The 15,325-nt window shown below is 41.3% G+C and carries 17 protein-coding genes and 1 pseudogene; 9 read left to right on the top strand and 9 right to left on the bottom strand.

Annotated features, from left to right (window positions below; all coding sequences use genetic code 11):
- Positions 1-18: 18 nt before the first annotated feature.
- Together hepT and mntA are read right to left on the bottom strand one after the other, a co-directional pair.
- A complete protein-coding gene (gene hepT, locus MSHOH_RS15255; RefSeq protein ID WP_239451002.1) occupies positions 19-405 on the bottom strand; it encodes a type VII toxin-antitoxin system HepT family RNase toxin in 387 nt (128 codons plus the stop codon).
- A gap of 39 nt (positions 406-444) precedes the next feature.
- Positions 445-891 carry a type VII toxin-antitoxin system MntA family adenylyltransferase antitoxin gene (mntA, locus tag MSHOH_RS15260; RefSeq protein ID WP_048140906.1) on the bottom strand — a complete coding sequence of 149 codons (447 nt, stop codon included), beginning with the start codon at positions 889-891 and terminating at the stop codon, positions 445-447.
- A 282-nt stretch (positions 892-1,173) separates the two neighbouring features.
- On the opposite strand from mntA, the gene MSHOH_RS15265 reads away from it, so the two are divergent.
- Positions 1,174-2,688: a NosD domain-containing protein gene (locus MSHOH_RS15265; RefSeq protein ID WP_082089375.1), complete on the top strand. Its 1,515-nt coding sequence runs from the start codon at positions 1,174-1,176 to the stop codon at positions 2,686-2,688.
- 207 nt (positions 2,689-2,895) lie between these two features.
- Here MSHOH_RS15265 and MSHOH_RS23980 read toward each other — a convergent pair whose 3' ends face one another.
- Together MSHOH_RS23980 and MSHOH_RS15270 are read right to left on the bottom strand one after the other, a co-directional pair.
- Positions 2,896-3,018, bottom strand: coding sequence for a MetS family NSS transporter small subunit (locus MSHOH_RS23980; protein ID WP_158024202.1), 123 nt, complete (start codon positions 3,016-3,018; stop codon positions 2,896-2,898).
- A 1-nt stretch (position 3,019) separates the two neighbouring features.
- Positions 3,020-4,486, bottom strand: coding sequence for a sodium-dependent transporter (locus tag MSHOH_RS15270; protein WP_048140908.1), 1,467 nt, complete (start codon positions 4,484-4,486; stop codon positions 3,020-3,022).
- 241 nt (positions 4,487-4,727) lie between these two features.
- Here MSHOH_RS15270 and MSHOH_RS15275 point away from each other — a divergent pair, with 241 nt between their 5' ends.
- Positions 4,728-6,227: a WD40 repeat domain-containing protein gene (locus MSHOH_RS15275; protein ID WP_048140910.1), complete on the top strand. Its 1,500-nt coding sequence runs from the start codon at positions 4,728-4,730 to the stop codon at positions 6,225-6,227.
- A 165-nt stretch (positions 6,228-6,392) separates the two neighbouring features.
- Here the strand turns inward: MSHOH_RS15275 and MSHOH_RS15280 are convergent, their stop codons facing one another.
- Entirely contained in the window at positions 6,393-7,049 is a 657-nt protein-coding gene (locus MSHOH_RS15280; protein WP_048140912.1) for a TatD family nuclease-associated radical SAM protein, read from the bottom strand.
- Positions 7,050-7,357: 308 nt separating this feature from the next.
- Between MSHOH_RS15280 and rpl7ae the strand changes: the two genes are divergently transcribed.
- The 7 genes and pseudogenes from rpl7ae (at position 7,358) to MSHOH_RS15315 (ending at position 12,513) form a co-directional block, all read left to right on the top strand.
- Complete coding sequence (rpl7ae, locus tag MSHOH_RS15285) at positions 7,358-7,720, top strand: 50S ribosomal protein L7Ae (RefSeq protein ID WP_048140914.1); 363 nt, start codon at positions 7,358-7,360, stop codon at positions 7,718-7,720.
- A gap of 24 nt (positions 7,721-7,744) precedes the next feature.
- Positions 7,745-7,966, top strand: a complete 222-nt coding sequence (locus MSHOH_RS15290; RefSeq protein WP_048140916.1) for a 30S ribosomal protein S28e — start codon at positions 7,745-7,747, stop codon at positions 7,964-7,966.
- Positions 7,967-7,988: 22 nt separating this feature from the next.
- Complete coding sequence (locus tag MSHOH_RS15295) at positions 7,989-8,177, top strand: 50S ribosomal protein L24e (protein WP_048140918.1); 189 nt, start codon at positions 7,989-7,991, stop codon at positions 8,175-8,177.
- A gap of 32 nt (positions 8,178-8,209) precedes the next feature.
- Positions 8,210-8,659, top strand: coding sequence for a nucleoside-diphosphate kinase (gene ndk, locus MSHOH_RS15300; protein WP_048140920.1), 450 nt, complete (start codon positions 8,210-8,212; stop codon positions 8,657-8,659).
- A gap of 154 nt (positions 8,660-8,813) precedes the next feature.
- Positions 8,814-10,589, top strand: coding sequence for a translation initiation factor IF-2 (infB, locus tag MSHOH_RS15305; protein ID WP_048143542.1), 1,776 nt, complete (start codon positions 8,814-8,816; stop codon positions 10,587-10,589).
- Between the two features lie 124 nt (positions 10,590-10,713).
- Positions 10,714-11,124 carry a 30S ribosomal protein S6e gene (locus tag MSHOH_RS15310; RefSeq protein WP_048143543.1) on the top strand — a complete coding sequence of 137 codons (411 nt, stop codon included), beginning with the start codon at positions 10,714-10,716 and terminating at the stop codon, positions 11,122-11,124.
- Positions 11,125-11,417: 293 nt separating this feature from the next.
- Positions 11,418-12,513, top strand: a pseudogene (locus MSHOH_RS15315) (RNA-guided endonuclease TnpB family protein).
- Between the two features lie 152 nt (positions 12,514-12,665).
- On the opposite strand, the gene MSHOH_RS15320 reads toward MSHOH_RS15315, so the two are convergent.
- The 4 genes from MSHOH_RS15320 to MSHOH_RS23985 form a co-directional block, all read right to left on the bottom strand.
- Positions 12,666-13,022 carry a potassium channel family protein gene (locus MSHOH_RS15320; protein ID WP_239451003.1) on the bottom strand — a complete coding sequence of 119 codons (357 nt, stop codon included), beginning with the start codon at positions 13,020-13,022 and terminating at the stop codon, positions 12,666-12,668.
- Between the two features lie 45 nt (positions 13,023-13,067).
- On the bottom strand, positions 13,068-13,643 hold the full coding sequence (locus MSHOH_RS15325; RefSeq protein WP_162197647.1) for a hypothetical protein: 576 nt from the start codon (positions 13,641-13,643) through the stop codon (positions 13,068-13,070).
- A 420-nt stretch (positions 13,644-14,063) separates the two neighbouring features.
- Complete coding sequence (locus MSHOH_RS15330; protein WP_048140923.1) at positions 14,064-14,831, bottom strand: winged helix-turn-helix transcriptional regulator; 768 nt, start codon at positions 14,829-14,831, stop codon at positions 14,064-14,066.
- Entirely contained in the window at positions 14,815-14,976 is a 162-nt protein-coding gene (locus MSHOH_RS23985; protein WP_158024203.1) for a hypothetical protein, read from the bottom strand. Before MSHOH_RS23985 ends, MSHOH_RS15330 begins: the two co-directional genes overlap by 17 nt.
- Positions 14,977-15,325: the final 349 nt, after the last annotated feature.

Below are 15,325 nucleotides of genomic sequence, written 5' to 3' on the forward strand. Positions count from 1 at the left end.
TTTATGTGATCCTTCAACTTATTTTTGAACCTTTTCTACATACTCAGCTATATAAGATGCAAAAATATCAAAATCTTCAAGGTTTTCAACAAGATACTTTTCAATTATGTCCAAGTCAATCTTTTCATAGATGTGAACTAGAAAATTTCTGAAACCTGCTGCAGCTGAGAGTTTTTCTGCAAAATCTTTAGGGATTATATCATGCTTTCCGAGAATCAAGAAAACACTTCTATAGTCCTCAGGTCTTTCAAATCCTTCTTTTGAAATGATTATTTCCCCGATATCTATGGCACATTCTATAGCAAGCTGAAAGTTCCTCTCAATTGCGGATCGCACTTCATAATTTTCTTCAATGTTGACGCTTTCTGGATCAATTGATTTCAAGTAGTTTACCGGAACCTGCATGAAATTTAACTTTCTGATAATTCTATCAACTGCGGATATTCAAAATCCCCCCTTATCTTGAATTCTTTCTAAAAAAACTTTGTTAAGGAGGTTTTCGTGATACTTTCTATCCAGATATCGTGACATTATCTCCTGCTCTACACCAATCTTGAAATCCTCGTCTCTAACAAATACCGGGATATTGGGCTTTATAATTTCAAAATTAATAACAGTGAATGCATCGTTCATTACAACAAGATCAATTCTATCTGTTTTAAGAAGACTTGCAAGCTCTGCTGTTAGTTCCAGGCGCTTTTCTATCCTTTCTCTTTTTGTAAGCCTGATCGAAAGATAAATACCAACATCAATATCACTCAAAGGCCCCATGTGATCTTCGGCTGTTGAGCCAAAGAGGTATGCAAGCTCCACGTGCTCTTGAGATCTAAAAAACTCTGCAAGTCTGGATATCAGAGTTTCTTTTTCCAGCTTATAAATCTCAGGGATCATTTCATTGTTCTCTATGTCTTATTCTTTCAAATATATTCTGTCATATGTTATCTCACATATGACAGACCTGTAAGGGTGAGTTCCTTCATACTTTATCTCCTTTAAAGTTAGGTTTGTACGTTATCTTCTTCCAGATCCCAATTTTTAATATAAATTGATATATAAATAATGAATTTAATCTGTATATTAGTATAAATTATGGCAGTTACACGCAATAACCATCGGTTTAGGGGCTTCCTGTCTTGAATCGATTGGTTAGCAATTGTCTGGGGAGGGTCACCTGTGAAAGTCAAGCTTATCGGAGATTGTCTCAGCAAGTTAATAAGTGCTGCACTGGTTGTTGCTTTACTTCTGGTTTCTGCAGGAGTTGCGAGTGCAGAGGTTATTTATGTTGAGCCCGGAGCTTCAATTCAGGCTGCAGTAAATAACTCTACAACCGGGGATTTTGTTATTGTGAAAGCCGGGGACTACGAGGAAAATATCGTTGCCAATGTCTCGGGGGTAACGGTCACTTCGGAACCTGAAAACCCTGCCGGCGTTTTTATCAGAGCAAGAGACGAAAATTCCAGTGTATTTCAGGTTAAGGCTGATAATGTAACTATCAGCGGTTTTAATATAACCGGGTCAGGAGACTTTTTCAGCACCTCCGGAGCTGCTAGCTTTAGAAATTCTATTAACACCGGAAACTCAGGCGAGCCGGATGTGACTGAAGGACAGGAGGCAGGAAATACTTATGGGCCCGGGTCAGGAGAGATCTTTATCTCGAGATCGAACGGGTTTGACTGCCCTCAGGCAGGAATCTGTCTTGATCAGGTTGAAAACTGCACAATTGAGAGGAACTATATTTTTGAAAACCAGTACGGAGTTTACCTTCAGAATTCAATAAACAGTACACTCTCTAACAATACTTGTTTCCGAAACGGTGTCTGGATTGATGAAGGATGCAGTAAGAACACAGTGAAAAACAATTCCATTGAAGAAGGGAATTTTATTCTTGGTGCACACTGCTGGGACAATGTAATATTCCAGAACCGGCTTTCAAATGGCGGAGGAATAGGAATTGCCTGCTGCGGAGGAGGAAATCTCGTTTCGGACAATGATATTGTAAACTGCAGTACAGGAATTGATATTTATGACACTCAGGGGAGGACTGTCCTCAGTGATAACCGGATTAAGGACTGCGATTATGGAATTTACCTGATTTTGGTCTTTGACTCCAGAGTATACAATAACACAATTTCGAACAGCAACAGAGGTGTCTTTTTGAGAGAAAACAGCCAGAGTAATGAACTGTTCAACAACACGATAACTTCCAGTAACGAATCCGGAATCTATTTACTTGACTACAGTACTGACAACCGTATCTATAATAATTACTTTAACAACACTTTAAATGTGAAGGCTGAAAACAGTGAAGGAAACATATGGAACACTACAAAAACCTCTGGACAGAATATAGTGGAGGGCCCATATCTGGGCGGCAATTTCTGGGCTGACCTTAATGGGACAGGATTTTCTCAGACTACTGAAGATTCGGATTCGGATGGGATTTGTGACCTCCCTTACAATATTAACGGAAGCGATTTTGACTATCTTCCGCTTGCTAAACCTCCTGTTCAGCCTGAAGATGATCAACTCCTGCTCATCGAATATCAAATCACTACAAATGAATCATACCAGGGCAACCCTGCGATCTACAATGACTGGATAGTATGGCAGGATAAACGCAATGGAAATCAGGATATCTACATGTACGATCTTTCCACTAAAAAAGAAAACTCAGATCACTACCAGTGAATCAGATAAGGAATATCCTGCAATCTACGGAGACAGAATTGTGCTGGTAGACTATCGAAATCTTTCCTTCTTTTGGGAAGAGCTGTCAGACAAGAGCTGGCGGAGTCACTTTCTAGTGAGTCACTTTATAATGAGTCACTTTATAATAATTGAATTTTAAACGCAGTTTCCAGGTATTTTATTTATTCTTAATACTCTTTCTTCTCTTTACTCTTCTTTACTCTTGAAATATTCTTTTTGAAGGGCAATTCTCAGGCAGAACCCCAGTCCCCCATAAAGAATTACGAATCCGAAAACTAACATAGCAATGCTGCCTGTTGAGAGCATCATTTTACTCTACCTCCTTTCTTATAAAGGGCATGAGGAAAGATATCATGATTCCCAGGACGATTACTCCTGCTCCGACCATTAAGGCTGCAGGGTCATAACCTTCGTAAGGTACAGCAAGGTTTGAAAGGGTTTCTTTGTAGATAATGTATAACAGGACAGCAGGGGTAATTATTTTTACGCAGATATCCCACCAGATTCCTGCCCTGATATCAGAGTAAGTATTGGCCCATTCCCTTATTTTATCTGCACCATAAATCCAGCCAATTGCTACGGCTTCGAGGACACCTACCAGGATCAATCCGTAAGTATTGATAAAGTGGTCTATGATATCAAGCCAGTAAATTCCTGCCTTTGTTGCATAGATAAGGCTGAAAAGCAATTCCAGACCTATAGTGATATCTACGGCTTTGCTTCTTCTCATTTCAAACTTGTCCATTACTGCCGAAGCAAAGGCTTCCACAAGAGAGATCAGGGAAGTCAGCGCAGCAATAGCGATGCTCATAAAAAAAGCGACTGCTGTAAGTACTTTTAATCCGGGAAGCATATTAAGGGCTTCTGGCAGTACTACAAAGGTAAGGCCTATGCTCTGTGCAACTACCTCTTCAATTCCGACGCCTTTAGCATAAGCCATATATCCGAGAGTCCCGAAAACCGCAAAACCCATGGTGAAACTAAAAGCTCCGTCTGCTAGGCCGACAATGAATGCGTTGTTTATCAGGTCGCTCTTTTTCGGGAGATAACTTGCATAAGCAATCATTATTGCCATCCCAAGGCCCAGACTGTAAAAAGCCTGTCCATAGGCTGCCTGCCAGACCTTTACGTCCGTAAGTTTGCTGAAATCCGGTTTCAGGTACCATTCTACTCCGTTAATTGAGCCTTCAAGGGTTACTGCTCTCAGCACAAGCACAATTAGAAGAATCCAGAGAAGAGGCATGAAGATTTTACTTGACTTTTCAATTCCTGCCTGCACACCTCTCTTTTCTATTATCCAGATAATCAGCCACGTTGTCAGCAGCCCTATCAGAACCGGATAGGAGAAACCTCCCAGGTTCCAGGGAGAATCGGAGACATGTAACAGTTCATTATTGAAAAAAGATCCGGTATCCAGGCCCCAACCAAGAGTAAACGCTTTCAAAAGATATACAAGACTCCAGCCTGCTATTACGGAGTAATATGTGGTGATAATGAAACTTGCAATTACACCCCACCAGCCTATCCATTCAAAACCTTTTTTTGCCCGTTTGAGTGCAACTGGAGCTGAACCCATGAACTTGTTTCCAACACCCAGTTCGAGGATAAGAAGGGGAATTCCTGCAGTCAGAAGAGCTACCAGATATGGGATCAGGAAAGCTCCGCCTCCGTTTTCATATGCTATGTAGCTGAACCTCCAGATATTTCCAAGACCGACTGCTGACCCTATTGCTGCAAGAATAAATCCAGTTCTGGTGTTCCAAACTTCTCTTTTCATGAAAATCACATTCTACAAGCCTTTTTTGCTTATTACATCCGAAAAGACTCAGGTTAAAACAGGCTAATTCAGGAAGATAACTGCAAACGAATAATTTTGTACAAATAATGCTGATCAAACATTTATAATTTTATTATAATTGCTGATCCCAGCCTAGTAAGGACTAGATTAATTTCCTGGACTCTCCTGCCAATAAACTGTAACAAAAAATTCATTTGCAATAAAGTACTTTTATAATTATATGAGTCATTCATTGGGAATAAGACTATTTTTGGCGCTTGGTCTGTTTTTCTGTTTCATTTCAGGAGCGGAAGCTTCAGATTCTCTTGCTCAGGATAGCGGAGATATGAACCTTTCGGAACTCAAGGCTTTTGACCTGTTATGCAGATGTGAAACCGGATGCATAATAAATACCGTATCACTTTCTTCAACCGGGGACTATCTTGCAGCCGGAGGGTTTGATCACAATGTTTATTTGTTTGATTCCAGAGGGACGCAACTTTGGAATTATACAACAGGAGATATTGTTTATACAGTGTCTATTTCTTCAGATGGATCTCGAATCGCGGCAGGAAGCAACGATAAAAAAGTGTATCTCTTTACTCGAGAAGGAGATCTGTTATGGAGTCGCAAAACAGGAGGATACATTAATAGTGTAGCACTTTCTTCAGACGGCCTGTACCTTGCGGTAGGCAGTGAAGATGGGAAAGTTTATTTATTAAATAGAGAAGGTAGACTTTTATGGAGCTTTGATTCCGGAGATGCTGTCCGCAGTGTGGCAATTTCAAGAAACGGTTCCTATGTGGCAACCGGAAGTGCCAACAATTATGTTTATCTCCTTGACAGCGAAGGAAAAACAGTATGGGGAAAAAAGACCGGAAGCCTGATCAACAGCGTGAGCATGAATCCGAATGCTTATTATGTCGCTGCCGGTGGGTCAAATTACAATGTTTATCTTTTTGACCGTAAAGGGGAGTTTTCGTGGATGCATAATCCCGGGTACTGGATCAGCAGTGTTTCATTAACAAACAACGGCTCACATCTTGCGGCAGGAAGTTTTGACGACAAGATATACCTGTTCAATCTTAGCGGAGCAAAACTATGGGACTACCAGGTAAAGGATGATGTTTATGCTGTAGAGATAGCCTCAGACTACTCATTCATTGCAGCCGGAAGTTGGGACGATAACGTTTATGCCCTTAATATGGATGGAGAAGAGCTCTGGAACTACAGCTGCGGAGGAAACGTTAACAGTCTTGATGTTTCACGCGACAGTTCGACCATTGCTGTGGGAAGTGATGCCGGAGCAATATACCTTTTTGAACGAAATTTAACCGCCTTTGCACTGCTGCTAGGGGATGAAAGTTTCCTGCCAAAAGAAACTGTAAAGAAGACAGATGCAGTTACTGCAGCAGAAACTATCCAGCCCATAAAAGAAGATACTGCAGTTACGGGGGGCATTGAAAATAAGGTAGAAGACGTTTCAGTTGCCTCGAGCAGCGTAGCTGGGAATGCAAAAACCGGAGAAGATTCGGATTCGGAAGATTTGCCTCCCGAAGAGAGTTCTTTAAAAATCCTGGAAAAGTTTGATTCGGTAAAGTTTCCTGCTGCCCTTCTCCTCGGATCTCTGGCAGGTACGGTATTCTTCCTGAAACGTAGACTCGTTAAGTACTACGAAATGAATGAAAACCTTGAGGATTTTGAAAATCTTGAAGAAAGCGACACCTCCAAGAACAACTGAGAAAAACCATAAAATGGGGAAACTCCTAATTTCTGGAGTTCTCCCAGAAAGAGGGTTTGGTTCGAGATAACAAAACAGGATCAGCCAGGGAATAAATATGATTATGAGTAGACTGAGTAAATGCCGTTCTTATGAGAAGGAACCCGGGTTTTTTTCAGTACTTGGCTAATTATTCCCTATTTCTTTACTTGCAGCCTCGGAAAGTGTTCGTATATGGAAATCCGAGTCCAGTTCTTCGGAAACCTTTCTACATTTTTCTATATCTATGTCGGGTATCTTAACCACCGTAACTCTGGTAGAGATCCCTGCTTCTTTTGCTCTCCTTACAAAATCAAGCACAGCTCTGTAAGCGTTTTTGTTGACAGGTCTGCAGAGTTTGTTATATTTTTCTTCGGACTCTGCGTTAAGGCTCACTGAAATCGAATCCATGCCTGCTTTTTTCAATTCCGCAACTACATCCAGTTTCGGATTAATCAAAGCAGCGTGCCCGTTAGTATCAAGCCTCACTCTTAAACCCCGGTTTTTAAGCCAGCGGGTGACTGTCAGTACAACATCTAACCTGAGGGTAGGTTCTCCAAGCCCTGTGAACACGATTTCTCTGTAGTTTGAAAGGTCAAGCTCTTCAAGAGCTACGATGATCTCTTCGGTTGATGGTTCTTTTGAAAGCCTCAGGTCATACCCATAAACGCCATCTGCGAAATTACGAATGCAGAAGACGCAGTCCGCACTGCAGCGGTTTGTAAGGTTAAGATAAAGATTGTTATGGGCTTCATAATAGATTGTGTTCATAAGAATCAAAGTTCTTACATTCTTTATAACCATGACGCATTAGTCAGTTTTCGACCTATGGTTGAAGCTTTTCTTATATATTCCTATTTTGCCTCTTCGTCCCTGGTATCTGTCTGTTGCCCTTTTTTTCAAGCAGAAGGTTTATAGGCTAGTATGTACTTTTAAGGTTCAATCTGCAGCATTTAGCTAGCAGTATCTATGTTTCAACTCATTTACTCTCCGCATTGAAGCACTTCAGGTTCTTTTCTGGAATTTGAATTTCTCAATGTTGACAGATATGTGTTAAAAACCTATGATTGATGAAAAATTGCGAGATCCGCAATTTCGAAGGAGAAACTTAAATGGCACAATTAGCTAAATTCGATGTTCCTGAAGAACTCACAAACAAAGCACTTGAAGCTCTGGAGCTTGCCAGAGACACAGGAAAGATTAAAAAGGGCACAAACGAAGCTACCAAAGCAATCGAAAGAGGCAACGCAAAGCTTGTCCTGATTGCAGAAGATATCGAGCCTGCAGAGATTGTCGCTCACATCGCCCCTCTTTCCGAGGAAAAGAAAGCTCCCTACATCTTCATCAAGAACCAGAAAGACCTTGGTGCAGCCAGCGGACTTGGAGTTTCCTGTGCAACCGTGGCAATTGTGGATGCAGGAAAAGCAGCTGAAATGATCCAGGACATCGCTCAGAAGCTTGACGCTCTTAAATAATCCTGATAACAAGGGGTGCTGATTATGGCTGACGAAAGCACAACAGGCGGCTTTGCTGCCGAAGTTATTGACGTTATCGGGAACACAGGTATGCATGGTGAAGCCAGTCAGATCCAGTGCAGGGTTCTGGAAGGCAGAGACAAGGGCCGCGTAATCACAAGGAACTGTGTAGGCCCTGTCCGCATCGGCGATATTCTGATGCTTCTGGAAACGTCAAGAGAAGCAAAGAAATTGACTACCAGGTAAAAAGACCGTACGGTGAAAAGAAATGGAACAGAGAAAATGCTATTTTTGCGGGAATATGCTGGAGCCTGGTACCGGTAAGCTCTATGTCAAAAAAGACGGCTCCACATACTTTATGTGCTCTTCCAAGTGCATGAGCAACTTTGCCCTTGGCAGGCTTCCGCGCCGCACCGAATGGACTGAGAAAGGCAAAATCCAGCTGAAAAAAGCATAACTGCCTGTTAGTTCAAATCAGTAGGTGTGAATATGGAACAGACATACGTAATGGTAAAGCCTGACGGAGTCCAGCGCGGGCTGGTCGGAGAGGTAATTTCCAGAATCGAGAAGAGAGGCCTGAAGATTGTTGCCCTCAGAATGAACGTTATTGCCGAAGCTACTGCAAAAGAACACTATGGTGAGCACGCAGCAAGGCCATTTTTCCCCTCCCTTATCGAGTTCATTACCTCAGGTCCTTCAGTCTCAATGGTAGTTGCAGGAAAGGATGCGATTAAAGTCATGAGAGCAATAAACGGGGCTACAAACCCTGTGGATGCCGCTCCGGGAACTATCCGCGGAGACTTTGCTCTTGATGTAGGAAGGAACGTAGTTCACGCTTCCGATTGTCCCGAAGCTGCAGCAAGGGAAATTGCAATTCACTTTAAGGACTCCGAAATCGGAAAGTACTCCAGAGTCGATGAGGTCTGTCTGTACGAGTAATGCAGGTGCGAGAAAGCCTTTTTGCGTTTCCGAAATTTTTCGGACACTACCGGGGGTTTTCGTTCATCCGTACCTGCAATGGGTCCTTCCGGGGAAACCCGGACCCTTCTGGACCTGCAGTAAATAAGACGCGGGAATGAGAGAGGTTCTGTATATGGCCGACAAGAAAAATCTCAGGACTCCTATAGTCTGCGTGATGGGGCACGTTGACCACGGGAAAACTACTCTGCTTGACAAGATCAGAGGTACTGCTATTGTCAGCGGAGAAGCCGGGGCTATCACCCAGCACATAGGGGCAACCGAAGTTCCTATAGATGTGATTGTAAATAAGCTAGGAGACCCGAGGCTAAGGGACCGTTTCATGGTTCCGGGGCTGCTTTTTATTGATACTCCGGGACATCACGCTTTTACAACCCTCAGGAGCAGAGGAGGCGCACTTGCCGACCTTGCAATTGTGGTTGTTGACATAAATGAAGGTTTCAAACCCCAGACCTATGAGAGTTTACAGATCTTAAAAAGGTTTAAAACTCCTTTTGTTGTTGTTGCCAATAAGATCGACAGGATCGGCGGCTGGGTTTCACAAAAAGATCTTCCTTTTGCTGCTACTTTCAAAAAGCAGTCCACTGAAGTCCAGGCACGGCTGGAAACAAAGCTCTACGAGGTAATAGGTGAACTCTACAATCAGGGCTTTGCAGCCGAACGTTACGACCGGGTCACAAACTTCCAGAAAACACTGGGTGTAGTCCCTGTGAGTGCTGTTACGGGAGAAGGCATCCCTGATGTCCTTATGGTGCTTTTAGGTCTTGCTCAGAAGTTCCTTGAGGCAAACCTGCAGTACAGTGCCAAAGGTCCGGGAGTCGGAACTGTTCTTGAGGTAAAGGAAGAAAAAGGTCTCGGAGCAACCCTTGACATTATCCTTTACGACGGCACATTGAAGAAAGGAGATACGGTTGTTATCGGAAGCCTTGGCGAGCCTATCCAGACAAAGGTAAGAGCTCTTTTAAAGCCAAGGGAACTTTCCGAAATCCGTTATGAGAGCAAGTTCCAGCAGGTGAATAAAGTAACTGCTGCGGCTGGTGTCAAGATCTCGGCTCCGGGACTTGAAGGGGCACTTGCAGGCTCTCCTATAAGGGTTGCAACAGAGGAAACCCTTGAAGAAATTGCAGCCCAGGTAAAGTCCGAAATAGATGAGGTCAGGATTGATACGGGTTCAGTGGGAGTCATGATTAAAGCAGATACCCTCGGTTCCCTTGAAGCCCTTGTCCATGAGTTCCAGAAAGATAATGTTCCTATAAGGAAAGCTGAAGTAGGAGACATCTCTCACAGGGACGCGGTTGAGGCTTCGACGGTTGAAGACCCTCTTTATTCCGTACTTATAGGTTTCAGTGTTAAGGTCCATCCTGATGCCAGAGACTTCCTGCAGGAAAGCAATGTCAAGGTTTTCACGAGTGACGTTATCTACCGGCTGGTTGAAGATTACCAGAAGTACGTAAAGGAACAGCAGGAACAGGCTGAAAAGAAGATCTTTGAAACTATAATCCGCCCCGGAAAGTTCAAGATCCTTCCAGGATGTGTTTTTCGGCAGAGCAAACCCGCAGTAGTCGGGGTAAGGGTGCTTGGCGGAGTTGTTCGGACAAATGCGGATGTCATGCTTGAAAACGGAAACGTTGTGGGCAAGATCAAAGGTCTGCAATCAGAAGGGGAAAATATTCCTTCTGCAAAGGTAGGCAAAGAAGTTGCAATGGCAATCGAAGGTGCAACCGTAGGCAGGCAGATCAAAGAAGAAGACGTGCTCTATATTAACGTGCCTGAGAGGCATGCCAAAGTCCTTGAGCACGAAATCTACGACTCCCTTTCAACCGATGAAAAGGAAACTCTTGATATTTTCCTGACACTCAAAAGGAAAGATAATCCTTTCTGGGCAAAATAAAGGCTAATATGCAGGCAGTAGCATATTCAGAATGCAGCAAGGATTCGGGCAAGAATTAAAAATTCAGGTAAAAAATAAGGTAAGGCAAAGAATTATTACAGATAATCTGATTGGAGGATTTCACATGGCAAATTTCAAAGTTGTAGTTTCTGACCCAAAAGAAGCACGTGCTTACCAGATCGACATTAAGGATGCTGAAGCAAACTCATTAATTGGAAAGTCAATCGGAGACGTTGTTGACGGCGGCATTTTCGGACTCGCCGGCTACAAAGTCCAGATAACTGGCGGCTGTGACGGCAGCGGTTTTGTTATGAAGCCGGACCTTCCGGGCCCAAGGAGACAGAGAATCCTGACCGCGACAGGTGTAGGCTATGCTCCCAAGCTCCCGGGACAGCGCAGGAGAAAGATGATGCGCGGAAAGGAAATTGCTCCGGACATCGTCCAGGTCAACGCCAAGGTTGTTGAATACGGAAGCAAATCCATAAGAGCCCTTCTCGGCCTCGAAACCGCAGAAGAAGCTCCGGCAGCAGAGTAATTTCAAGTTCCGCCTTCGGGCGGGATTTAACATACTCTTTGGTTTCCGTTTGTTTCCGTTTATTCGATTCTTTTTACAGACTCTTTTTGTATCAGTTTCTTTTGTAAGTACTTATTTTTCAGAATTTCAGAATTTTTACCTGAGAATAGGAAAAATTCCGGTTTCTCACTTTACGATAATCAAAGGCAGAATGCCCGTCACTTTAGTGGCGGGATGAATGCCGTCAACTTTCCATAAATACTTTTGTAATTTACTCTAACTTATATATGCGTGTAAAACTAATATAACTTTTAATGTTAAAAGCCTATAAGTACAGACTGAAATCTACAAAAATCCAAAAAACATTAATAGAAAAGCACATTGGTGGCTGTAGGTTTGTCTACAACTGGGCTTTAGAACAGAAAATAAAAACTTCTGAACAGACTGGAAAATCCATAAATCATATGGGATTAGATAAGCTTCTTCCTGCACTGAAAACTGAGAAACCTTTTCTGAAAGAAACTAATTCTCAATCTCTTCAAGGGATGACTAAACATGTAGACGCTGCCTTTGTTAGATTTTTCAGAGAGAAGAATGGCTTTCCCAGGTTCAAACCAAAGAAAAATCCAATACAGTCTTTTCCTGTACCTCAACACTACTCTGTAGACTTTAAAAAGGGCATAGTCAAGCTCCCTAAAATGGGAGAGATTGAAGTTCTATTTCATAGAACGTTTGAAGGTACTCTGAGAACAGCAACAGTTTCAAGATCATGTACTGGAAAATACTACATCAGTATCCTTGTTGAAGATGGAAAAGAACTTCCTACAAAACAGAAGTATTCAGAATCTACTACAGTGGGTATAGATGTCGGGATTAAGGATTTTGCTGTACTCTCTACAGGCGAAAAGATTGAGAATCCAAAATACCTGAAAAATTCTCTTAAAAGGCTTAAATGTCTTCAAAAAAGAGTAAGTAGAAAGGTTAAAGATTCAAAACGCAGAGAGAAAACGAGACAGCTACTTTCTAAAATCCATGAAAAAATTAGTAATCAGAGAAACAATTTCCAGCACAAACTCTCTTCTAAACTTATCCGCGAGAACCAAGCTATTACACTGGAAACTCTGAATGTTAAAGGTATGGTCAAGAATAACCATTTAGCACAGGTTATAAGTGATTCTGCATGGCATAGCTTTGTAACGAAGCTAGAATAATAAGGCTAAATGGTTCGGGAAAACGGTACTAAGGATTGGACAATTTGAGCCTTCTTCTAAACTTTGTAATGTTTGCGGTTATCATAATTCAGAATTGTCATTAAAGGATAGAGAATGGATTTGCCCTGATTGCAAGACTCCGCATGATAGGGATATTAACGCCGCTATCAATATCAAAAAGTTCTCTCTCCTTGAGTAAAATCTCATAACTGTTTGACACCTGCGGAACGCAGGGAAGAGCCTGGGGACTTGCTCTCAAAAGAGAGAGGGATGAACCAGAAAGCCTGCCATTTCAATGGCGGGTGGTTCACTCATACGGGTGTTTAAACATTTACAAGAAAAGAGCTTTCATTAAAACTGCCATTTTTTCCCAAAGAGTGTTTTATATAACAATTTGCAAATCTCAGCTATTACAACAATAAGCGGCACTATTATAATACTGGATCCCAGTACTCTGATAAACAGAGCCACTAATCTACCGAGATCTGTTTGCAGAACAGTATCTCCATATCCTGCACTGAGAAGTGTTGTGATAGCCCAGTAGAGACTCAGTGATATGCTGGCAAAATTACCAGTTTCTCCTTCTATAAAATACATCAGAATCCCCAGAATTATTGTCAAACTCAGGACCGCAAATAGAAATACAATTATTTTTTTGCAAATCTCACGCAGGATTTTCTTAAAAGATCTGCTGAAAATTTTGATCACCTGTAGTTAGTATAAATACTTTAAATCGAATCCAGACACTTTTGGTTATATTTTGCTATTATATCGAAGATCATATATTTTAATATGGTTTGCAGAAAAATAATTCGGCCATATAAATCTTATTGCACCCATTCGTTTTTCACCGGGTTGTATTTTTTGTGGATCTGGCCAATCCATTGGTTCGTTCTTCAGGCGCTCTACAATATCTTCAGGAAGCGCTTCCAATGATCCCGGATATACCTTTTCCATAAATTCTGCAGTTGTTATATTTGTTCCCCAGACCTGAGCTAAAACTGCACTGTCATTTGAGGAAAAACTGTATGATTTTGAAAGCATATATGGTTTGATCTCTGCCGAGATACATGCGGGTATTTTCTCGCCCTTATCATTTACATGCACATCAGATGATTGTTTGAAATCAACATCCATTCCGAGTTTATGAATCCGATCTACGATTGAATCTATCTGATCCGTACATCTTGTAACATCATCCCATGATGAGCTTTTGTTTACCACTACCTGGTTGTAATTTTCAACAGCTTGTTGCAACTCATTGTTTAAATTCTCTGTTGCCGATATATTGATATTTTCTTTTGCCAATGCTTGCGGAATAAACAGCAAGCACAAAAAAATAACCGATATGGCAAATATATTTTTTATTTTCATAGTTTATACAACAACCCCAAATTTCAACATCTTAATAAGTGTGTTATTCCCATTGATTTTTGAATTAAACCCCAATTCTCAAGTTTAAACATATTACCTCAGAGGCAGAATCAGGCAAGCCCTAAATACTCTCAGAGCTAACATTGTCATGCCTCCGAGTGTAAACTGGGTTCAAATTTACTCGGGAGGGGATATTTGAACTCCATACTTATTTTAAACACATTCAATATAAATTATAAGGTTTTTAGCCACATCATCGAACAATCAGAACAGATGCTGAATTTATGATTTTATTTTTAGCAGTAATACTTTATGTAACAAATCTTCTGACATTTTGGATAGGATTTCCTGGGGACACGAAAAACAACTCGATAATTAAAAGAATTCCATGTACGCTTTTTCAATTTCTTCTCGATAAATAGGGTTTATACTATACGTTGTACTGTTTCCCATCTTATTTTCCGTGATAAGATCTAATTCCTTTAATTGTTTCATATGCCAGGTAACCGTACTTTTAGAAATTCCTGTTGATAGAGCAAGATCCCTGTTGGTGTTGCACTCCTCGTCTAAAATGTTACATATAATTTTGCGGGCTATCTCGTTTTGAAGAGCTGAAATAACAAGTTTTTCTTTTTCATCGAATGTGGAACTATTCTGAAAATATCTGACTCTTCCGTGATCATTATGAGATTCAACCAGATTTTCAGCCTCAAGGACAGCGAGATGATAACGAAGAGTCCCCCTGTTCAGTCCCATATTGTTTGCAATCTCACTGACACAGGTTCCGGGATTTTCTTTAATAAAAACATATATGTTCTTCCTCTTCAGAACCCCGACAGTATTTGAATAGTCGACCATCCGGAATCCGAGTATTGCAAAAATAAGTTTTGCAGGGTACAGTAATATATACAGTAATATATCTATTACCGATAAGATTTGCATCGCTGCCAGCCAGAGCAGAAAATGCCAGTATGGTTCTACTGTGTCCTCAAGTATTATCACCTCTTCTCCGTTAATTGAAGCTCCAAATTCGTCACCAGGGGCTGGACTTATTATATACTCCGTAGCTCTAGCTGTGGATATTAAGAGAAAAAAAAGTAAACAGGCGGTAAGCTTTTTTTCAAGCTTAGTGCTGGTAAACATTAAATGTATATTCTTCGGTCCCACTAACCGACTCTCCATAGGCTTTGAACTTCCAGCTTCCCTGTTCGACATATCCCTGAGAAGGGTTTATATTGAGACAGATCCTGTCCATTGATACTTTCCATCTATTCGTACTGTCACCCATGAGGGGTAAGAAATCCGAGCATATAAAGTTTCTCTCCAAGGTATCGAACAACCAATCTCAAGAATTCTTATAGAACTTTTTAATAAAATAAACTGTTTTGTCAGAAAAAAGATGTTGGCTGCCTTTCCCAGGATAATTTTTTTAAAAATGGAAAGATTATAAGGATATTTTACCATTCTCACCATTAGAATAAAATCGTAAATTTTATAAATTAGTTCTGAGAGAACTCAGGAGAAGCTACTTTCCGACTTATTTCATAGTTTGTGCTTACGATCTTCCGTGATCTTTATGATTGCAAGGGCTTTTACAGAAAAACTGTCTACACGCCCCTGCCCATTTTAGCTATTTT

Source organism: Methanosarcina horonobensis HB-1 = JCM 15518 (genome assembly GCF_000970285.1).
GTDB classification, from domain to species: domain Archaea; phylum Halobacteriota; class Methanosarcinia; order Methanosarcinales; family Methanosarcinaceae; genus Methanosarcina; species Methanosarcina horonobensis.